The sequence below is a fragment of the Aeromicrobium sp. genome (assembly GCF_036676885.1).
Classification (GTDB): domain Bacteria; phylum Actinomycetota; class Actinomycetes; order Propionibacteriales; family Nocardioidaceae; genus Aeromicrobium.
Genome location: NZ_JAKFCB010000055.1, coordinates 1 through 20,428, shown reverse-complemented (window position 1 = coordinate 20,428; position 20,428 = coordinate 1). Strand labels below are relative to the sequence as shown.

General features: G+C 68.0%; 17 protein-coding genes and 1 tRNA gene. 7 read left to right on the top strand and 11 right to left on the bottom strand.

Features of this window, described 5'->3' with window-relative positions; genetic code table 11:
* Nucleotides 1-30: 30 nt before the first annotated feature.
* The gene (locus V6M46_RS03095; protein WP_332662303.1) at nucleotides 31-873 is read right to left on the bottom strand and encodes a universal stress protein; all 843 of its coding nucleotides are present in this window, start codon (nucleotides 871-873) and stop codon (nucleotides 31-33) included.
* Nucleotides 874-1,010: 137 nt separating this feature from the next.
* Here V6M46_RS03095 and V6M46_RS03090 point away from each other — a divergent pair, with 137 nt between their 5' ends.
* Nucleotides 1,011-1,682, top strand: coding sequence for a BON domain-containing protein (locus V6M46_RS03090; RefSeq protein ID WP_332662302.1), 672 nt, complete (start codon nucleotides 1,011-1,013; stop codon nucleotides 1,680-1,682).
* Nucleotides 1,683-1,697: 15 nt separating this feature from the next.
* Here V6M46_RS03090 and V6M46_RS03085 read toward each other — a convergent pair whose 3' ends face one another.
* The 5 genes from V6M46_RS03085 to V6M46_RS03065 form a co-directional block, all read right to left on the bottom strand.
* A complete protein-coding gene (locus tag V6M46_RS03085) occupies nucleotides 1,698-2,540 on the bottom strand; it encodes a universal stress protein (protein ID WP_332662301.1) in 843 nt (280 codons plus the stop codon).
* Between the two features lie 27 nt (nucleotides 2,541-2,567).
* On the bottom strand, nucleotides 2,568-3,578 hold the full coding sequence (adhP, locus tag V6M46_RS03080) for an alcohol dehydrogenase AdhP (RefSeq protein ID WP_332662300.1): 1,011 nt from the start codon (nucleotides 3,576-3,578) through the stop codon (nucleotides 2,568-2,570).
* A 63-nt stretch (nucleotides 3,579-3,641) separates the two neighbouring features.
* Nucleotides 3,642-4,250, bottom strand: a complete 609-nt coding sequence (locus tag V6M46_RS03075; protein ID WP_332662299.1) for a GNAT family N-acetyltransferase — start codon at nucleotides 4,248-4,250, stop codon at nucleotides 3,642-3,644.
* On the bottom strand, nucleotides 4,247-4,759 hold the full coding sequence (locus V6M46_RS03070) for a flavodoxin family protein (RefSeq protein WP_332662298.1): 513 nt from the start codon (nucleotides 4,757-4,759) through the stop codon (nucleotides 4,247-4,249). Before V6M46_RS03070 ends, V6M46_RS03075 begins: the two co-directional genes overlap by 4 nt.
* Before the next feature lie 80 nt (nucleotides 4,760-4,839).
* Nucleotides 4,840-5,397: a universal stress protein gene (locus V6M46_RS03065; RefSeq protein WP_332662297.1), complete on the bottom strand. Its 558-nt coding sequence runs from the start codon at nucleotides 5,395-5,397 to the stop codon at nucleotides 4,840-4,842.
* 113 nt (nucleotides 5,398-5,510) lie between these two features.
* Here V6M46_RS03065 and V6M46_RS03060 point away from each other — a divergent pair, with 113 nt between their 5' ends.
* Nucleotides 5,511-6,131, top strand: a complete 621-nt coding sequence (locus V6M46_RS03060) for a DUF305 domain-containing protein (protein WP_332662296.1) — start codon at nucleotides 5,511-5,513, stop codon at nucleotides 6,129-6,131.
* 11 nt (nucleotides 6,132-6,142) lie between these two features.
* Here V6M46_RS03060 and V6M46_RS03055 read toward each other — a convergent pair whose 3' ends face one another.
* The gene (locus tag V6M46_RS03055) at nucleotides 6,143-8,497 is read right to left on the bottom strand and encodes a heavy metal translocating P-type ATPase (protein WP_332662295.1); all 2,355 of its coding nucleotides are present in this window, start codon (nucleotides 8,495-8,497) and stop codon (nucleotides 6,143-6,145) included.
* Nucleotides 8,498-8,721: 224 nt separating this feature from the next.
* Between V6M46_RS03055 and V6M46_RS03050 the strand changes: the two genes are divergently transcribed.
* Nucleotides 8,722-9,402 carry an ABC transporter ATP-binding protein gene (locus V6M46_RS03050; protein WP_332662294.1) on the top strand — a complete coding sequence of 227 codons (681 nt, stop codon included), beginning with the start codon at nucleotides 8,722-8,724 and terminating at the stop codon, nucleotides 9,400-9,402.
* Nucleotides 9,399-10,880, top strand: coding sequence for an ABC transporter permease (locus V6M46_RS03045; RefSeq protein WP_332662293.1), 1,482 nt, complete (start codon nucleotides 9,399-9,401; stop codon nucleotides 10,878-10,880). Before V6M46_RS03050 ends, V6M46_RS03045 begins: the two co-directional genes overlap by 4 nt.
* Nucleotides 10,881-10,980: 100 nt before the next feature.
* On the opposite strand, the gene V6M46_RS03040 is transcribed toward V6M46_RS03045, so the two are convergent.
* The 4 genes from V6M46_RS03040 to V6M46_RS03025 form a co-directional block, all read right to left on the bottom strand.
* Entirely contained in the window at nucleotides 10,981-12,576 is a 1,596-nt protein-coding gene (locus V6M46_RS03040) for a prealbumin-like fold domain-containing protein (protein WP_332662292.1), read from the bottom strand.
* A gap of 589 nt (nucleotides 12,577-13,165) precedes the next feature.
* Nucleotides 13,166-13,732 (bottom strand): hypothetical protein, encoded by a 567-nt coding sequence (locus V6M46_RS03035; protein WP_332662291.1) that lies wholly within the window; start codon nucleotides 13,730-13,732, stop codon nucleotides 13,166-13,168.
* A gap of 232 nt (nucleotides 13,733-13,964) precedes the next feature.
* A tRNA-Leu gene (locus V6M46_RS03030) sits at nucleotides 13,965-14,049 on the bottom strand.
* A gap of 485 nt (nucleotides 14,050-14,534) precedes the next feature.
* Nucleotides 14,535-15,812: a DUF445 domain-containing protein gene (locus tag V6M46_RS03025; RefSeq protein WP_332662290.1), complete on the bottom strand. Its 1,278-nt coding sequence runs from the start codon at nucleotides 15,810-15,812 to the stop codon at nucleotides 14,535-14,537.
* Nucleotides 15,813-15,864: 52 nt separating this feature from the next.
* On the opposite strand from V6M46_RS03025, the gene ypfJ reads away from it, so the two are divergent.
* The 3 genes from ypfJ to hrpA form a co-directional block, all read left to right on the top strand.
* The gene (gene ypfJ, locus V6M46_RS03020; RefSeq protein WP_332662289.1) at nucleotides 15,865-16,764 is read left to right on the top strand and encodes a KPN_02809 family neutral zinc metallopeptidase; all 900 of its coding nucleotides are present in this window, start codon (nucleotides 15,865-15,867) and stop codon (nucleotides 16,762-16,764) included.
* A 17-nt stretch (nucleotides 16,765-16,781) separates the two neighbouring features.
* Nucleotides 16,782-17,528, top strand: a complete 747-nt coding sequence (locus tag V6M46_RS03015; RefSeq protein WP_332662288.1) for a CPBP family intramembrane glutamic endopeptidase — start codon at nucleotides 16,782-16,784, stop codon at nucleotides 17,526-17,528.
* A partial coding sequence (hrpA, locus tag V6M46_RS03010; protein WP_332662287.1) for an ATP-dependent RNA helicase HrpA occupies nucleotides 17,525-20,428 on the top strand: 2,904 nt, incomplete at its 3' end. The genes V6M46_RS03015 and hrpA, both read left to right, overlap by 4 nt.

The window sequence follows — 20,428 nt, the reverse complement described above, 5'->3', positions numbered from 1 at the left end:
CGCCGCTCGAGTGGCTGCGGACCTCGCACGTCAACCCCGGTACGCGGCGGGGACGACAGCGACCGGGCTTCCGGCCTCGGCGATGATCTCCTGCGCGAGCGAGTCCATCAGGATGTTCGACAGGCGTCGTTCGTGTGGCCGGCCGAGAATCAGCAACCCGGCCCCATCCGCCGCGCGTAGTGCCGATTCGCGCACCTCCCCCGCCACTTCCTGGCTGCCTCCGCGCACCTGTGGGTGCCGGTCGAACCACGAGTCGACGACCCGGCGGATGGCTTCCCACTGGTCGTCGACCGCGCCGTCCATCGGCGGCGTCACGTGGAGCACCCGGAGCTCGGCTCCACGTGCCAGAGCAGTGTCGAACGCGAGCTTCAAGGGCCCGTGAGCGCTCGTCTCACCATCGACCATGACGACGACCGGCGCAGCATCATCCGTGCGGTGCCACGAGTCCGGCACCACGACGACCGGGCATGCGGCATGCTCGACGAGCTGCCGAGCGACCTTGCCCTCGAACATCCGGATGTACCACGGCTTGGACTCATCCGGCCCGATGATCACGAGGCGCGCGGACCTGGACTCGGACTCGAGGACACTGGGTGCGTAGCCGCGGATCAGGACGGTCGCGGCGGGCGCAGTGGCCCCGCTCGCCTCGAGGTACCCGGCCGCCTCCTGCAGTGTCTCCTCTCCTGCAGCGCGGTAGGTCTCGGGGATGTCGAGGCCATAGATCGAACCCATCGCGGACGGCGGGACGGTGTAGGCGTGGACCAGTCTGATGCCGCACGCGGCGCGCTCAGCCTCCCGGCGGGCGAAATCCAGCACGGCCGACTGCGGGCCGGCGACTCCCACGACGATGGGGAGATTGCGGGCGGCGGTCATGGCTTCCTCGGCTGTCGGCTTGCGATGTGCTCACCATCCTTCGCCTCGTGGCCAGTGCGCCGAATCCGGCCAAGGACCCCACCATCCGGGTCGGAAGTCCCTAGGTCGGAGGCCGGGCCGACAGCAGAGTCGGAGGCATGAAGCCGACAACGACAAGGAACACCGATCACGTCATCCAGGAGGACGTCATCGAAGAGCTCGCCTGGTCGCCGGACGTCAACGACTCCCGGATCGGCGTATCCGTGCTCGACGGCGCAGTCACGCTCTCCGGGGAGGTGGACAGCCACGCCGAGCGCAACGCGGCCGTGAGGGCCGCGCTGCGTGTCACGGGCGTCAGCGTCGTCGCCGACGACCTCGAGGTGCGTCGCACCGTCAAGTCCGGGCAGACCGACACCGACATCGCAGCAGCCATACGCACCGTGCTCAAGTGGACCTCCAAGGTCCCAGGAGACTCGGTCCAGGTCGAGGTCCGCGACCATGTTGCGATCCTGACCGGCACCGTGACCTACCAGTTCCAACGGCGAGAAGCGGAGAAGCTCGTGGGCGGTGTCACGGGCGTGACGCATGTCGAGAACCGGATCGAGCTCAGCCCTCGCGCCTCGGCCGAGGACACCCAGAACCGCATCGAGCGCGCCCTCGTCCGCAGTGCGACGACTGATGCCAACGCCATTCGCGTCACTGTCGTCGGCCGCGAGGTCACCCTGACGGGCACCGTCCGCACCTGGCTGGAGCGCAGTGAGGCCGGCCGCGCCGCATGGTCCTCGCCGAACGTCAGCGCCGTCCACAACAAGATCAAGGTCAGCCCGTAGCCTCCGCGCAGGTGCTCAGTCCCGGTGCCCTTCGGGGACGACCGCGACCGGGCACTGCGCCTCGCGCAGGAGTGATCCGGCCACGCGTCGGTTGAGCAGCGGCACACGATGCGGCTGGTTGGGACGACCGACGATCACGAGCCGCGCCGGCGTTCGACCACGGCTGAGCTCGTCCGCGGGCCGCCCGGTCAGCACCTCGTGCCGGGCGATCGCATGTGGGAAGCGCTTGTGCCACTCGGCCACGAAGCCCCGCAGCCTCCTGTCTCGCCAGTTCCGCTCCTCGGAGTCGGCGGACTGCGGGAGCACGGTGATGACCCGTACTGGCGCCGCGGTGCGCTCCCCCAGGTCGAAGCCGAAGTCGAGGGCGTCATCGAGCACGTTGTCGATGTCCAGGGCGATGACGATGTCGTTCATCGTCGGCTCGGACAGGTCGTGCGGCACGACCAGCACCGGGCAGCTGCTGTGCAACGCGACACGTTGCGCCACGTTCGCGCCCGCGAGCCGGTCGAACCAACCGACGTCGTCCGTGCCGAGCACGATGATCGATGCGTCCTTGCTCTCGGTCAACAAGGCGAATGCCGGCGGCTCAGGCCGCAACGAGTACTCCACGTCGAGGCCCTCGTACGCCGCCAGCCGCTCGCGCACCTCGTCCAGCACGCGCTGTCCGGCCTCGCGGAGGATCGCGCCCGGGTCGCGGTCCGTGTGGAGGTCAACGGTGTCGGTCTGGAACGCGTACGCGTGCACGACGCGGAGCGGCGAGTCGAGCATCTGGGCGATCCCCACGGCATAGCTCAGGAGGGCTGGCTGGTCGCCGGAGACACCGACCACGACGGGACGGTGGTGCGTTGTCTCGTTCATGGTGTCCTCCTGGTTTGTGGTGCGGGTTCAGAGCTCGAAGACGAGACGGGCGGGAACGTCACCGCTCAGCAGCTCGGCGATGGCCTCATTGACCTGCTCGAGCTTGCGACCCTCGGCGATGACGCGCGTACGGCCACGCGCGTGGAGCTCGAAGACCTCGGCGAGGTCCTGTCTGGTGCCGACGATCGATCCGATGATCTCGATGCCCTTCAGCACCGTGTCGAAGATCGGGATGCTCATGGTTCCCTCGGCCGGCAGCGCGACGCAGACGAGTCGTCCGCCCCTGCTCAGCGACTGGAAGGCCTGTTCGAACGACGCGGGTGAGACGGCGTACGCCAGCGCCACATCGGCTCCGCCCAGGGCCTTGATGGCCTCGACCGGGTCGACCGTGGCGGCGTTGACCACGTGATCTGCGCCGAGCGAGGTCGCGAGCGCCAGCTTCTCGTCATCGATGTCGACGGCAATCACGGTGGCGCCGACGAGTCGGGCGTACTGGACCGCGAGGTGGCCGAGCCCGCCGACCCCGAAGACCGCGACGGTCTCGCCGGGCTGCACGTGCGCGACCTTGACCGACTTGTAGGACGTCACACCTGCGCAGCTCAGCGGTGCGGCGTCGAACGGCTCGACACCGGTCGGCACGGTGACCGCATACCGGGCATCGACGAGCGCGTACTCGGCGAAGGCGCCGTCGATCGAGTAGCCGCTGTTCTGCTGGCTCTCGCACAGGGTCTCCCGACCGTCGACGCAGTAACGGCAGTGGCCGCACGCGTGCCCGAGCCAGGGAATGGCCACCCGGTCGCCGAGCTGGTGCGCCGTGACCCGGCTCCCGAGCTTCTCGACGATGCCGACGCCTTCGTGACCCGGTACGAACGGCGGTGTCGGCTTGACCGGCCAGTCGCCGTGGGCAGCGTGGATGTCGGTGTGGCACAGACCGGATGCCTCGATCCGTACGAGTACCTGGTCCATGGACGGTTCGGGGACCGGACGGTCCTGGAGCTCGAGCGGTTGACCGAGCTGGGTGACGACAGCGGCTTTCATGACGACTCCTGTGGGGGCGATGAATGGTCTCGACACCACGGTCGCGCTGTTCCGGCTGGTGTCTCAGGGCCGATTCGCCTCGAGCCGAGGGACCAACGTCCCGCGCCGGGCGCGGGCGGCGGCATGCCTGGCGGCGATCGCCGACTGCGCCTGCGGCGTGAGCTCGGTGCTCATGCGCAGCGCGACGTCGCCGTGTTCCGGGTGCTGCTCGACCTGGAAGCCGGCGTCGGTGAACACCTGGAGCATGGGGTGGTTGATCGCCAGCACGTCGGCGACGAACCATGCGACACCTGAGGCTCGAGCGTCCTCCGCTGCGCGTTCGAGCAGGAGCGTCGCGATGCCGAGCCCGTGCGAGTCATCGGCGACCAGGAACGCGATTTCGCTGGTTGCGTCGTCGCAGCGCTCCACGTCAGCGATGCCGAGCATCTTCCCGGCCCTGAGTGCCACGTACGTGGGCGCGTCGGGCGCCCGGTCGAAGAGGTGGTCGATGTGGTGCGACACCACGCCCTGCCCCACCGTGAAGAACCGGGTGTAGAGGTTCTCCTCGCTGCACGACTCGAACAGGGTGGTCACCGCTGGACGGTCCTCGGGCCGGAGAAGCCTGATCTCGGCGTGGCTCCCGTCCGCGAGGACCACCTGGCTGGTGCGATCGCTCGCCGCCCGCCGACTCATCGCGCAGCGGCGAGCGTGGCCAGCTCCCGCCCCCAGGCGGTCGCTCGCTCGAGCTCACCGTCCTCGAGCGGGCCGCTCATGTCGTCGACGTAGAAGCTCTCCGGTGAGGCGTACGACGCGAAGCCATGCCTGCGCCCCGCCTTGGCGGCGCTCCTGGCGGCCGAACCGGGCAGGCGCCGCACCTTGCTGACGCGGGTGTCGAACGTGACGAGCGAGGAGCTGTGTCGCTCATCAGGTATGCCGTTGATCCATTCCCGCAGGCCGAAGTCGACTTCTCCGTGCGTCGCACCCCGCGCGATCGCATCGGTCCTGGTCCGCGTCCGGCTCATCGAGAAGGCATGCGTCGGTCCCCCGGCGACGATCACGTCGATGTCGTCCGCAGGCACCGCCGGCGCGTCCTTGACCTCGCGCACGTCGACACTCATCGTCTCCCGGAGGCCGGCGGCGATCGCCTCGGCAACCTGGGCGGTGTTGCCGAACATGGATTCGTACACCACTAGTGCCTTCATGATGTGCCTTCTCTCGCAGGATGCTGGGTCATCTGACCCCAGTCGACCATCCTGCGCGCGGCGGCATCACCGGCCCAAGGTCAGGTTCGGGTGGGACCTTCGTCCGCGGGCCGGTCGAGCTTGAGCTCGCTGGCGAGTGCCTCTTCCATCTGCAGCTGATCGGCGGGGGGTTCGCCCGCCTTGCGCACCTTGTCCACGACGACCGGGCAGGTCGCGTGACGGACGACCTGCTCGCTGACGGACCCCAGCAGCAGGCCGGTGAACCCGCCATGTCCCCGGCTCCCGACGACGATCAGGTCGGCGCGGTCGGACGCGTCGATGAGCTTCGCGGCGGGACTGCCGTGGACGACGGCCGCGGTGATGGTCACGCCGGGGTTCTCGGATCGGATCGGTGCGAGGTCCTCCTCGAGTGCAGCCAGGGTGGCAGCCTCGAAGTCCTCGAACGGTGGCATGTAGCCGGGGGCGGCTGTGCTTGGCCGCGGAGCGGTGCTGACGTTCCAGGCGCGAACGGCGGTGACGGGCTGGCCGAGCGCCGCGGCCAACCGCGCGGCCGTACGCACGGCCGCCTCGGCCTGCGCCGAGCCGTCGTGCGCCACCAGGACGCCGCCGTCCACCTCGATCGTCGTCGCCACGCTCATGACTAGACGATAGTCGGGTTTCGGCGTGCACGTCGTTCGATGGGACCTACTACCCGGTTGATTCAGGTCGGTGTCCCCTGAGTGGCCTCGACCGCCGGGGTGACAGTCGAACCATGAGAACCGTTGCCAAGCTGTCGAACACGGATCGCTGGACGGCCGTCATCGCCGCCGTTGTCATCGTCGCGGCGACCGCCGTCGGAGTTGCGGCGGTCCTTGCCGGTCGCGACACGACGCCGTCGGGGATGGGACCCGGTCGCATGGCACATCAGGGGGCTCGGGTGACGAGCGAGTCGGACTATCTCGCCGAGATGGTGGCCCACCACCGGGAGGCGGTCGACGCCGCAGGTGAGCTCGCCCGGTCCGACCGGGCGGAGATGCGGGCATTCGGGGACGCCATTGTCCGGACCCAGTCCGACCAGATCCGCCAGATGGAGACCTGGCTTCGCGACTGGTACCCGCAACAGCCGGCAGCCGACTACCGGCCGATGATGCGGGACCTCTCGGGCTTGTCCGGCGACGAGCTCGACCGGGCCTTCCTGCGGGACATGATCGGTCACCACATGGCCGCGGTGATGATGTCACAGCACCTGTTGCGGGCAGGAACCGAGCACGACGACGTGGCACGCCTGGCCCGGTCGATCCGCGACGACCAGCACGCCGAGATCCTCCGGATGCAGCGCTGGCTTGCCGAGTGGTTCGACGAGGACTGGCGCGACAGCCGAAACATGATGTGAGGATCGGCGCATCACTCGCCCGGCAGCTTCAGACCCTTCAGCATCAACGCGTTCACCGCGACGATCAGGCTGGACCCCGACATCGACAGTGCAGCGATCTCCGGACGCAGCACCAGGCCAAGTGACGGCTCGAACACCCCGGCGGCGATCGGCAGCGCGATGACGTTGTAGCCGATCGCCCAGCCGAGATTCTGCCGCATCTTTCGCAACGTGCCCTTGCCGATCTCGAGCGCGATCGCGACGTCCAGCGGATCCGATCGCATGAGCACCAGGTCCGCCGTCTCGATCGCCACGTCCGTTCCCGCTCCGATGGCGATGCCCAGGTCGGCCTTCGCCAGGGCGGGAGCATCATTGACGCCGTCCCCGACCATGGCCACGCGCTTGCCGCTGGCCTGCAGGGCGGCGATCCGGTCGGCCTTGTCTCCCGGGAGCACCTCGGCGATCACCGTGTCGATACCCAGCTGGCCGGCGATCCGCTCGGCGGTGGCCTGGTTGTCGCCGCTGAGCATCACGACCTCGATGCCGAGCTCGTGCAAGGCGCTCACGGCCGCCGCCGACGTCTCGCGCGCTGCATCGGCCAGCGCGATCACGCCGGCCGCACGTCCGTCCACGGCCACCAGCACCGCGGTGCGGCCCGAGGCGGCGAATTCGTCGCGGTGGATCATCAGGGATGCGACGTCCACCCCTTCGGCAGCCATGAGCTTGCGGTTCCCGATTGCGACTCGGTGGCCGTCGACCTCCGCAGTGGCGCCATGTCCCGGCACGTTCCGGAACTGTGTGACGGTTGCAGTCTCCGCACCCTCGTCACGGGCGTGCTGGACGATGGCGCCGGCCAGCGGATGCTCGGACTCCCGTTCGACGGCGGCCACGAGCGACAGGAACCGGTACTCGTCCCGCCCGTCCAGGACGACCGTGTCGGTGACTTCGGGTTCGCCCTTGGTCAGCGTGCCGGTCTTGTCCATCACCACGGTGTCGATGCGTGCAGAGACCTCCAACGCGGTGGCGTTCTTGAACAGGACACCGCGCTTGGCGCCCAGGCCCGTGCCCACCATGATCGCCGTCGGGGTCGCGAGCCCCAACGCATCCGGACACGTGATCACGACGACGGTGATCGCGAACAGCAGCGCCATCTGCGGATCGGATCCGGCGGACCACCACACCAGGAACGTCCCGATGCCGCCGACCAGTGCCACGAACACGAGCCAGAACGCCGCTCGATCGGCGAGACGCTGGCCGGGTGCCTTCGAGTTCTGCGCCTCCTGGACCATCGCGACGATCTGCGCGAGTGCGGTGTCCGAACCCACCCTCGTGGCGCGGACGCGCAGCGTGCCGGTCGTGTTGATCGACGCGCCCACGACCTCCGAACCCGCGACCTTGCCGACGGGCAGGCTCTCCCCCGTGACCATCGACTCGTCGATCTCCGAGACACCGTCCTCGACGGTTCCGTCGACGGGGATCTTGCTGCCGGGCCGGATCAGCAGCAGGTCGCCGACGGCGACCTCGGCGGTGGGGACCTCGACCGGCTCGCCGTCGCGCAGCACCACGGCGATCGGCGGCGCCAGCTCCAGCAGCGCGCGAATCGCCTCGTTCGCACCCCCGCGCGCACGCATCTCGAACCAGTGCCCCAGCAGGACGAACGAGGTCAGGACCGTGGCAGCCTCGTAGAAGACCTCTCCGCCGCCGCTGAGCGTCACCGCGACGCTGTAGAGCCAGCCGGTGCCGACCGCGACGGCGACCAGCACCATCATGTCGAGCGTGCGCGCCCGGAGCGCGCGGACGGCGCCGTCGAAGAAGATCCAGGCGGAGTAGAACACCACGGGAAGGCTCAGCACGAGAGAGAAGACGTCATCCCTGAGGCCGAATGGCGCCGCCGCGTCGAAGCCGATGACATCCCGACCGATGGGTGACCACAGCACGATCGGCACCGACAGGACGATCGCGACCAGGAATCGCCGGCGCATGTCCCGGACCATGTCGGCCATCGACATCTCGTGGTGTCCCCCACCATGACCCATGGCCTCCTGCGGCGAGCGTCGCGTCGGGGCGCCGTGCGCGACGTGGCCCACGTGGCCAGCGGGCATCGTCACGCCAGCGGCAGGACCGTGGCCGTCTGGATGCTCCGCCAGCGGATCACACGTGTGCGCGGGCACGGATCGGCCGGCGCAGTGATAGCCGCAGTCACGTACCCAGCTCGCCAGCTCGGCCACCGTCGTGGTTGCCGGATCGTACGTGACAGTGGCGCTTTGGGAGACGGCGTTGGCCTCGACGCGCTGCACGCCGGGGCGCCGCATCAGCACCGCCTCGATCACCGAGGATGAGGTCGCCCAGTGCAGACCGGCGACCTCGATGACCGCGGTTCGGCTCATGATTCCTCCTGGTCTCCGGCGACCCTCAGAGCCCCACGCCCTCACCGTAGAACGCGCTGTTGCGTGTTGCCCACTCCACCCGGTCGGGGCTTCTCAGGGGCACGGTCCAAGGTCCCGCCTCACAGTGCCACTCGTACCTGCCCTCGATCCGTTCTGGGTGACACGTTCGTGGCACCACCAGATTGATCCAGCGCTTCCAGCGATCGCCGAAGGACGGACGCGACATGACCCACCCCGCAACCCGGTCACCCGACATCCCGGCCGCACCGGCCGACTGGGTGCTCGAGGCGTTCGGGATCGAGAAGGCGTTCGGTCGTGGTGTGTGGCCGTTCCGGCACTCGGTCTCCGTCCTCACCGGGGCGGACCTCGCGTTGCGGCGCGGCGAGGTGGTCGGCCTGGTGGGCGAGAACGGCTCCGGCAAGACCACCCTCATGAAGATCCTGGTCGGCGCCCTTGCCCCAGATTCCGGCCAGGTGACACGGACCGGCCGGCTCGGGTACTGCCCACAGGTGCCGATCGTCTACGGGCGCCTGACCTGCAACGAGCACTTCGAGCTCTTCGGCCGGGCCTGTCGCATGTCAGTTCCTGCCGAGCGGCGGAGCCGGCGCGAGATCTACGCGGCACTCGGCTTTGAGCGGTACGCCGACACACGGGCAGATCAGCTGTCCGGCGGCACCCTCGCCAAGCTCAATCTGGGCCTGGCGCTGCTCGCGGACCCGGAGCTGCTCCTGCTTGACGAGCCCTATGCCGGATTCGACTGGGACACCTACCAGAGGTTCTGGGGAATCGTCGCCACCCGTCGGGACGCCGGGCGCACGGTCCTGATCATCAGCCACTTCGCCGTCGACGCGGACCGGTTCGACCGGATCGTGGAGATCCGCAACGGCAAGGCGACGCAGACATGACGGTCCTGCTGCTCGTCAGGCGGTTCGTCGACGACTACCGCAGGAACGGCACCAATCTGCTGGTCCTGATGCTGGTGCCGGTCGTCTTCGTCCTGGTCGCCGCCGACCGACTGGCCGACGCGGCGCGCCTCCTCGGTGGCGCGGATCAGGACGTCGTGAGCGTCACAGCCGGCTGGGCGGCCGGATTCCTGGCCGGTGTCGCGATGTACTTCCAGGTGTCGTCGGCACGTGCCGCCGACCGACGACTGGTGCTTGCCGGGCTGCCGCGGCGGCAGCTCGTGACGGCGCGATTCACGGCGAGCATGATGCTCGGTCTCCTGGCGGCGGCAGTGGCCCTCCTGACGCTGAGTGCGCGAGACGGTCTTGGCTCGCCCACCCGGGTGATCACGGGCACCATCATGTTCGCGGTGATCTATCTCGCGATTGGAGCGATCGTCGGTGCCACGATGCCCAACCCGCCCAACGGGACGGTCGTCCTGATGTTCGTGTGGATCATCGACGTCTTCTTCGGCCCGACGATGACTCCGTCCGACCTGGTCGCGACCCGTGTGCTGCCCACCCACTTCGTGTCGCTGTGGATGGTCGACGTGCCGACAGGTCACGGCGGACCGGGCGCCCTCACCTGGGCCGTGACCTGGACGGCTGGCGCGGTGGTCGTCGCGATCCTGGTGGTCGCGAAGGTGTGCTCGGTGGCGCACCGTACGTCCGTCGCGCGGAATCCCGGCTCCAGGTGGACCCAGCTGAGGACCGAGCTGCGGATGGGATGGCACGACTGGCGGCGAACGCCGACTCTGTGGGCTCTCCTCGTTGTCGTTCCAGCCGTCTTCATCTGGATGTCAGACGTCAGCACGCCTTCCGGACGCACTCCCGTGACGTTGCGGGAGCACGGCAGGACGTTCACGGAGATCGTCGATCCGGCCCACATCCACGCGGGAACCATGGCCCCGATCGCCGTCGGGTCCCTCGCTGCGCTGGCCGGTACGTTCATCGCCCTCGATGCACAGGCAGCCGACCGGCGGCTCGCCCTCGCCGGCCAGCGGCAGGGAGTCATCCTTGCCGCGCGGATGGGAATGGTGATGCTCACGGGCCTCCTGGCCTCGCTTGCGTCCCTCGTGGTGGTCGCCACGGTGTTCACGCCTCACCAGTGGGACGTCTACATCCTCGGGATCCTCCTGGTGTCGGCCTCGTACGGCCTGATCGGGGTCGTGGTGGGTCCGGTCTTCGGCCGTGTGAGCGGGACCTTTCTGGCCTTCGTCATCCCCTTCCTCGATCTCGGGATCGGCCAGAGCCCCATGGTTCAGGGCGAGCCGGCCGGTTGGGCCCGCTTTCTCCCCGGTTACGGGAGCGTCCGTGTCGTGATCGATGGCGCGCTCACGTCCGGATTCGACGAGGCGGGGTCCCTCGTCGTCGCGCTGGCGTGGGTCGCCTTGTTCGTGGTCGTTGCCGGCCTCTACTTCCGACGTACCGTGACGGTTTGAGGCCCGCGACCTCAGATCTCCGCGTCCCGCATCGGTTCCCCGCCCCGGGACCACGAAACGCGGCCCGGAGGACATCCGGGCCGCGTCCCGTCTCAATGGGTCACGGGTCGATCGTGATCGTGCAGACGATCTCCCTGGGTGATGGGTCGATCGGGATGTCGGTGTGGGTCACCGAGTCGTCCCAACCATCGACGTCGGAGGTGTCCGCCGTCGTTCCGGTGTTGGTGCAGGACATCGAGTCGATGCTGGTCTCGCCAGAACCGCCATCGCGGAAGTTCACCTGGATGTCCGCAAGTGGCGGATTCGTGAACGTCGCCGTGGCCGCGGCCGCAGGCGGGTTGTCACCGCAGTCGGTGCCAGCCACAACCGTGACCTTCAGGTCATCCTGCGAGGCATCGGCATCTCCATACCCGTCGGGCGGCGATGTCTCGTTGACCGTGTACTCACCCGGCAACAGCCCGGAGACGCACACTTCGCCAGCGGTATCGTCCTCGTCGCCGGTGCCGTTGTCGGTCACGCTCGAGCTGTCGTACGAGAACACAGCCCCAGCATTGGAGACCAACGGATTACCCGACTTGGTGCTCTGCTTGAGGATCTTCAGAGCGCCGACCTGCAACGTGTTGGTGTAGGTGCAGTCCACCGTGTCGCCGGCCGCGAGGTCGAAGTCGACCGTTGCGGTTGCCAGATCGGGCGTGATCGTCGACCCGTTGCCATCGTCCGAAGCCGAGCAGTCGAGATCCGACAACGTGAACTTCGGGCTTGGGTCCGTCTCGGTCACGCTGTACTCCCCCGCCTGGACCGTGGCGCCGTAGTCCTGGTTCTCGCCGTCCTTCAGATCGAAGGTCGACGGGTCCAGTCCGCCCGTCGTCGTGTAGTCGAACGTCGTGTCCGTGTCATCAGGCGACGGGTCGGTCACCTTGCGGATGATCACGGTCCCGCAGTTGGTGATCGGCGGGGCCTGCTTGAGGATCGTGTCCTTGTAGTCGGCCGTGTCCGAGTTGCCGGTCACCGTGCTCGGGATCGTGTTCGCGAACGATATGCAGTCGTCGCTTCCGGCGAAGATGGTGTCCGTCAGGTTGACGGCCGCCTCACCCCGGAAGCCGCCCGAGCCGTACGCCGCCTCCGACACCGCGTCGTTGAGTGCCACAGGGGCCCCCAGCGTCAGGTTGGGTGCGGTCCCGGACCAGGTGCGCAGGAACAGGTCGGTGCTGCCGCCCTGCTGATCCCACAGGATCACGAAGTCGCCCGCCTGCCGGTTGGCCCACGGGTTGCAGTCCGCGATCAGCTCGGCGTCAGTGGCCGTGTCGTAGGCACACGCAGCGGGAGCCGGATCCTGCATGAATTCGTACGCGATGAACCCGCTGCCGGTGTTCTTGTCGCGCTCCCATGCGAAGTAGAGCCAGTCGTCACCTGTGCTCTGGTCCTTGGCGGTGTCGAGCCAGGCTCTGCGCAGGTCCACCTGCGCATTCGGGTTGGTGAGATCGAGCATCGGCGTCGCCGCACTGTGGATCACGCCGATCTTGGTCACATTCGAGTTCTTCGGCCCGAGCTCCTTGACGTTGCCCTCTGGGTCATCGAGCTCGGTGAACGTGTTCGAGTCGGGAATCGTGCCGTCGATGGAGTACGGACCATCGTCCGCCACCGCCGGGCTGAACACGGATACCAGCCCGAGCATGACCATCGATATCGCGGCCACGCCGATGGTCGTGCGTCGCCGCAAGCCCTTCGAGCGTCGTGTGGTGCTACTGCTTCTCCTTATGTGAATCATGATGTTTCCCTTGGATATTTCCCCTGGATAGGTGCTCCCTCCTTGGGCGAATCGCTGTGCAGTTCAGCGAACGTCGTGTCGCGCAACAGCGTGCCGGGTGCACGGGTGGGCCGCGGGCACGGCTGTCACACCGGCTCCTGGGAAGGGAGGTCGGCGATCGTCGGGGGCGTTGGAGCGCGGATGTCCCCGACGCCATGCCTCTCCCCCGAGACGGTGAGTTCAGCAGGATCAGCCCTTACGCGGCTGCCATCGGTGGTGCCGCTCATGGCCCCGATTCTCGGACCGTACGTCCGCCGTCCGGGCATGTCGATAGTCGCTTCGGGTCAGTCAATACGGACCATGCCCGGCTCCACGATCAGCTGACCCAGAAGGCCCTTCCGCCGAACAGATCACCACTGGATTCCGCTGCTGCGGCGCGCAACGCGGACATCGCTTCGGACATACAAGACCCCCACGCCGGAACGGACGTGAGGGCCTGTGAACCCCGACAGCAGTCGTGCGCGAGTGGGTGTGGACCTCACACCATCTCGGGCACGTGCAGATGCGCGAGCGCCAGCTCGAACTCGCAGACATCGGTCACGGAAGCGCCGAGACCCGCGGCCGTGCGCGTGCGCAGCTCGTCGGCTGCCGCCCGGGTGGCCACCATCTCGTCGCGGCTGCCGAACGTGACGGAGCCCACCGCGCGACCTGCAGCACGGTCGATCATCAGGCTCGCGCTGCGGAAGCCGTCCATCTCCTCCAGGGCAGGCAGCGTCGCCATTCGGTATGTCTCGATGGCGTCATCCACGCCCGAGGGGTCCATGCTGAGCCACGTGCAGCGCACGCAGGCGCCCTCGGCTGACGGGGCATCCCGGTGCAGCACCGCGATCTCCCACCGGTCGATCGAAGGCTCGGACCCGAATATCTCGACGCCCTTGTCGCGCAGCGGTTGCACCCTCTGCTCAGTGACGCTCATCGCGTCCTCGGTCGACCAGGCGCTGGTGACGATGCAGCGGCCCGAATCGCGGTCACAGATCATCGACAGGCCGATACAGCCGTCCATGGCCATCAGGGCCGGCCTGACTTCACCGTCGACGTAGGCCACCCCCTCGTCGATAGATCCCGGCTGTGCCAGGAATGTTGTGGATCGTGCGTACACGGCAATCTCCTCACATCGGTGATTGCGGCGCCCCGGCGGCGTCGCAGGGTCCCCCACCCTTCGCACTATCCTCCGGGCGCCACAGGCTGGCAACGGGTTCGAGAGAGAAAAGCCACTGGTCTGCGGACAACGAAAAGCACCACCGCTCAGATCTGAGCGGTGGTGCCGATTTCGTGTGTGTCCGAGGGGGGACTTGAACCCCCACGCCCCTTACAGGGCACTAGCACCTCAAGCTAGCGCGTCTACCATTCCGCCACCCGGACAAGCGCCTCTTCAGCGGGCGCGGTGCAGCACTGAACTTTAGCAAACACCCGTCGGCGTTCCGAATCGGGGAGGTCCACTGGAGGTGCCGACTGGACCGGCTCGTTGGCCTTGCACGGAATTCCTTGGCACAATAGTCGAGGCCCCGGAAAGTATGAGTTTCCGGGGCCTCATTGTGATCGAGCGTGATGATCTCTCTCATCCAGAAACCTTCGTCTCCCCCGCCTGTCACATCACTGACCGGCTGCCTTTGACTTGCGTCGCTGGCCATGGGTTCGACTCTGGATTCTTTCCCGCTTTCCCGAAGGATTGCGTAGGTCATTTGTATGCCTCGGATGACCAGGCGCGCAAGGGATTTTCGGAAGTTTTTTGGCCAATTCTGGAGAATGTGTCACTTACCCACAGAGTGACCTACGTCACCCACAAGCAATACGTCGTTATGCACATGTTTTCCACATTCTGTGGTCTTCGCGACCGATGAAAATCGTCAGATCAGCGCCGATGCGGCGTGGATCGCGATGCCGGCGAGGCCACCGACGACGGTTCCGTTGATGCGGATGAACTGCAGGTCGCGACCGACGTGCAGCTCGATGCGCTCGGCCGTCTCCTTGCCGTCCCACCGGTTGACCGTGGCGGAGATGATCGTGGCCACCTCGCTGCCGTAGTGGTTGACGGCGTATGCGGCCACGTCCGAGATCGTCGCGTCGATGCGGCGATCGAGCTCGGGGTCGTCGATCAGCCGCTGGCCGAATGCCTCGATCTCCTCCAGCGCCCGGCGACGCAGCAGGCCGTGCTCGTCGCCGAGTGATCCGATCAGGGCGCGACGCAGCGCGTCCCAGAGGCGTACCGAGGTGACACCGACCCTGGGCTGGGACAGGACGCGTTCCTTGAGGTTCTCGAAGCGCGTACGCGTCTCGGGGTCGTGCTGCAGCCCGTCGGACAGGTCGGTCAGCCATCGGTTGAGCGCGATGCGCGCGTTGTGGTCCGGCGTACGACTGATCTCGGCGACCCACTCCAGGACCTGGTCGTGGACCCATCCGGCGACGCGCTTGTCGAGCCACTGCGGGGTCCAGGAGGGCGCGCGGTTCTCGATCAGCGCCGCGACCTCTTCCTCGTTGATCGCGAGCCAGCGGCCCAGCTCGTCGAGCGCCAGGTCGACGAGGCCCCGGTGGGCGTCGTCGCGCAGGATCTCCTCGAGCAGCTGGCCGACAACGGGGCTGAGCTCCTCCTCCTTGAGGCGCGGGATCAGGGCCTCCTGGATCACCGCGGCGACATCGCTCTCCTTGACGTGCCGGAGCGCGTCGGCGAGGACGCGCGATCCTTCGGCGACGAGTCGCTCGCTGTGCCCTTCCGTCACGAGCCACTCCCCCACGCGGCGGCTCACTCCGGCGGACTGGATGCGCTCGCGCACCACGTCCTCCCGCAGGAAGTTGTCGGTGACGAACTCCTGCAGGCTCTCGCCGAGTGACTCCTTGCGGTTCGGGATGATCGCGGTGTGCGGGATCGGCAGGCCGAGGGGATGCCGGAACAGGGCGGTGACGGCGAACCAGTCCGCGATGGCCCCGACCATCGCGGCTTCCGCACCCGCGTTCACATAGCCCAGGAAGCCGTCCTGGTTGCGGGTCACGGCGTAGATGACCGCGGCCAGGACGAGCAGCGACAGCGCCAGTGCGCGCATGCGCCGCAGGCCCCTCAGACGCGCTGTGTCTCCGGCCGACAGGCCCTCCGGCATCTGGAAGCTCGCACTCGTATCTGTCGAGGTCACAGCACGACACTAACGGCGAGCCCTTCCCTGCGCTCTGCGTAGACTTCAGCGCATGACCTTCAACGAGGGCGCCGATCTCGACACGAGCCAGGTGACCGGCGGCGGTGGCGGCGTCCGCGGTGGCGCGGTGATCGGCGGCGGCGCCGGCACCATCATCCTGCTGATCCTCGGCCTCATCTTCGGAGGCGACCTGACGGGGGGCAGCTCGAGCCCGTTCGACACGTCGCAGATCCAGCCGGGCGGCGAGACCACGACGACCGACTTCTCGCACTGCAAGACCGGCGCCGACGCCAACCGGGACGTCACCTGCAGGATCATCGGCACCGTCAACAGCGTCCAGGACTACTGGACCGACGCGTTGCCGGCCGACGTGCAGCGCCAGTACCAGCAGGCCAAGACCGTCATCTACTCAGGATCGACGCAGTCGGCCTGCGGGGTGGCATCGAATGCGACTGGCCCGTTCTACTGCCCGGCGGACCAGCGCATCTACATCGACGCGAGCTTCTTCGACGAGCTGACGAGCCGCTTCGGAGCCGACGACGGGGCATTGGCCCAGGAGTACGTCATCGCGCACGAGTACGGCCACCACGTCGAGAACCTCCTGGGCTTCCTCACCAAGGGCCAGGACGGTCGGACCGGGCCGTTGAGCGGCGGCGTGCGCATCGAGCTCATGGCGGACTGCATGGCCGGCGTCTGGGCCCACCATGCTTCGACGACCGAGGATGCCGACGGCGACACGCTCCTCAAGCCGCTGACCGATGCGGACATCCAGTCGGCGCTGTCCGCCGCCTCTGCCGTGGGCGACGACCGCATCCAGCAGTCGACGACCGGCCAGGTCAACCGGGAGTCGTGGACCCACGGCTCGAGCGAGTCGCGTCAGCGCTGGTTCCTGGCCGGATACGAGGGTGGCACGGTCAAGCAGTGCGACACGTTCAGCACTGACGACCTCTGACGGTGTCCGATCGAGCGGTGTCCGACCGCAGGCTCAAGACCGAGATCTGGATCGTCCTCGGGCTGTCCCTCGGCGCCTCGGCGATCTACGCGGTCGTGGACCTGACGGCGACGCTGACGCGTGGACCGCTCAAGGACGCCACGGCGACGCTCAACCGGTCGCAGAGCGACCGTGAGTGGCTCGACCTGACGTACCAGCTGCTGGGCATCGGCTTCGCGCTCGTTCCGGTGGCCTTGGCGATCTACCTGATGACGCTCGACAAGGACCAGCCCTCCGTACGGGAGCGGCTCGGTCTTGACCGAGGTGGCGCCAGGAGCGACCTGCTCTGGGGCGTGCTGCTCGCTCTGGTGATCGGAATCCCGGGTATCGGCCTGTACCTGCTCGGCCGGGAGCTGGGGGTGACGGCCCAGATCGTCACGAGCCCGGTCGACACCTACTGGTGGACCATCCCGGTCCTGATCCTCGCGGCGATCAAGAACGCCGTCGTCGAGGAGGTCATCGTCGTCGGCTACCTGACGACCCGGCTGCGGCGGCTCTCCTGGGGGGTGCCGCAGACCATCGTGGCGAGCGCTGTGCTGCGCGGCACCTACCACCTCTACCAGGGCTTCGGCCAAGCCGTCGGCAACGTCGTGATGGGGCTGCTGTTCGGCTACTGGTTCACTCGCACCCAACGGGTCCTGCCGCTCGTCATCGCCCACACGATCCTCGATGTCATCTCGTTCGTCGGCTACGCCCTGCTCCGCGACCATGTGGGCTGGCTGTGAAGATCACGTACGACGAGGCGCTGCCGATCACGGCACGCCACGACGACATCGCCGAGGCGATCCACGACCACCAGGTCGTCGTCGTGGCCGGGGAGACCGGGTCGGGCAAGACGACGCAGCTGCCCAAGATCGCGTACGAGCTGGGACGCCGGAGCATCGCGCACACCCAGCCGCGGCGCATCGCCGCCCGATCGGTGGCCAAGCGCATCGCCGACGAGTGCGAGGTCGAGCTGGGTGCCGAGGTCGGCTACGCCGTGCGGTTCGACGACCAGACCTCCGACGCCACGGCGATCCGGCTCGTCACCGACGGGCTGCTGCTCGCCGAGCTGCAACGCGACCGCCGCCTGTCCCGCTACGACACGATCATCATCGACGAGGCGCACGAACGGTCGCTGTCGATCGACTTCCTGCTCGGCTACCTCAAGCAGCTGCTCCCCCGCCGGCCTGACCTGAAGGTCGTCATCACGTCGGCGACGATCGACGTCGAGCGCTTCGCGGAGATGTTCGACGCACCGGTCATCGAGGTCAGCGGACGCACGTACCCCGTCGAGGTCCGCTACCGCCCGCTTGCCGAGTCCGACGCCGGCGACATGCTGGAGGGCATCGCCGACGCGGTCTCTGAGCTGCCCAAGCACGGCGACATCCTGGTGTTCATGTCCGGTGAGCGGGAGATCCGGGACGCCGCGGACTTCCTGGCCGGCCAGAAGTACCCGCACACCGAGATCCTCCCGCTGTACGGACGCCTGGCCGCCGCCGATCAGCAGAAGATCTTCAGCAATCACAGTGGACGTCGCATCGTGCTGGCCACCAACGTCGCCGAGACGTCGCTGACGGTGCCAGGCATCCGGTACGTGATCGACCCCGGTTTCGCCCGCATCTCGCGCTTCAGCCAGCGACTCAAGGTGCAGCGCCTGCCGATCGAGCCGATCTCCCGCGCGAGCGCGTCCCAGCGGGCGGGTCGATGCGGTCGCGTCGCGGACGGCATCTGCATCCGGCTCTACTCCGAGGAGGATCACGACGGGCGTCCCGAGTTCACCGATCCGGAGATCCAGCGCACCAACCTCGCGTCCGTCCTGCTCCAGATGGCCTCGCTCGACCTCGGCTCGATCAAGGACTTCCCGTTCCTCGATCCGCCCGACTCCCGAGCCGTCAGCGACGGGCTCAACCTGTTGTACGAGCTGGGCGCGATGCAGGGCGACAAGCTCACCAAGCTCGGCCGGCGGATGTCGACGCTGCCCACCGATCCCCGCCTGGCCCGCATGCTGCTGGCCGCGGACCAGCACGGCTGCCTCGCCGACGTGCTCGTGATCGTCTCCGCGATGTCGATCCAGGACCCGCGCGAACGTCCCCTCGAGCACCAGCAGGCGGCCGACGAGAAGCACCAGCGGTTCCGGGAGCCGGACTCGGACTTCCTGTCATACCTCACGCTGTGGAAGTACATCCGCGCCCAGCGCGACGAGCTGTCGAGCTCGGCGTTCCGCCGACTGTGCCGCGACGAGTACCTGCACTACCTGCGCATCCGTGAGTGGCACGACGTCCACTCGCAGCTGCGTCGGACTGCGAAGGAGCTCGGGCTGCGCCCCGGATCCATCGGCGGCGACCCCGACCGCATCCACCAGGCGTTGCTGTCGGGCCTCCTGTCGCACGTCGGGCTCCGCGATCCCGACGGCCGGGAGTTCCTCGGCGCCCGCCAGGCGAAGTTCATGATCTTCCCGGGGTCGGGGCTGGCCAGGAAGCCGCCGCGCATGGTCATGGTCGGCGAGCTCGTCGAGACGAGCCGGCTGTGGGGGCGCACTGCGGCCAAGATCCAGCCGGAGTGGGTCGAGGCGGCCGGCGAGCACCTGGTCAATCGGTCCTACAGCGAGCCGCACTGGTCGAGCCGCCGCGGCGCCGTGATGGCGCGCGAGAAGGTGCTGCTGTTCGGCATCCCCCTGATCGCCGACCGGCTCGTGCAGTTCGGCCGGATCGACCCGGTCGTCTCACGTGACCTGTTCATCCGGCATGCGCTGGTCCAGGGCGAGTGGCGTACCCACCACGCGTTCTTCGCGGCCAACCAGCGGATGATCGCGTCGGTCGAGGAGCTCGAGGAGCGGCTGCGCCGACGCGACCTGCGGGTCGACGACGAGACGCTGTACGCGTTCTACGACCAGCGCATCCCTGCCGATGTGGTCTCGGCCCGGCACTTCGACTCGTGGTGGAAGAAGGCCAAGCGCGACCAGCCCGACCTGCTGACGTTCGACCCGGCGATGCTGAGCCACGCCTCGGTCGACGCCGAGGACGAGTTCCCGCGCGAGTGGCACTCCGACGGCGAGTCGTACCCCTTGACGTACGCGTTCGAGCCCGGCATGAGCGACGACGGTGTCACGGTCGACCTCCCGCTCGAGCGACTTCTGAGCGTCGATGACCGGGCCTTCGACTGGCACGTCCCCGGGCACCGCGTCGAGCTCGTCACCGAGCTGATCCGCTCGCTCCCCAAGCGGATCCGGCGCGAGTTCGTGCCGGCGGGACAGTTCGCCCCACGGCTGGTCGAGTCAATGGACCTCACTGCGCCGGACCTCAGCGAGGAGCTGGCCCGGCAGATGCGACTGCTCAACGGGACGGTCGTGTCGCCGGACGACTTCGACTTCGAGGCGTTGCCCTCGCACCTGCGAGTCACGTTCCGCATCACCGATGGCGACATCGAGCTGGCCCGCGGCAAGGACCTAGCCGAGCTCCGCCGTGAGCTCACGAACCAGGTCCGCGCGGACCTCACGAAGGTCGCGCGCCAGGAGGAGCGGTCCGGCCTGCGTACGTGGGACGTCGGCACGATCGAGCAGACCATCACGGCGGGACAGGTCACCGGCTACCCCGCGCTCGTCGACGAGGGGACCTCGGTGGCGCTCCGCGTGCTCGACACCGCG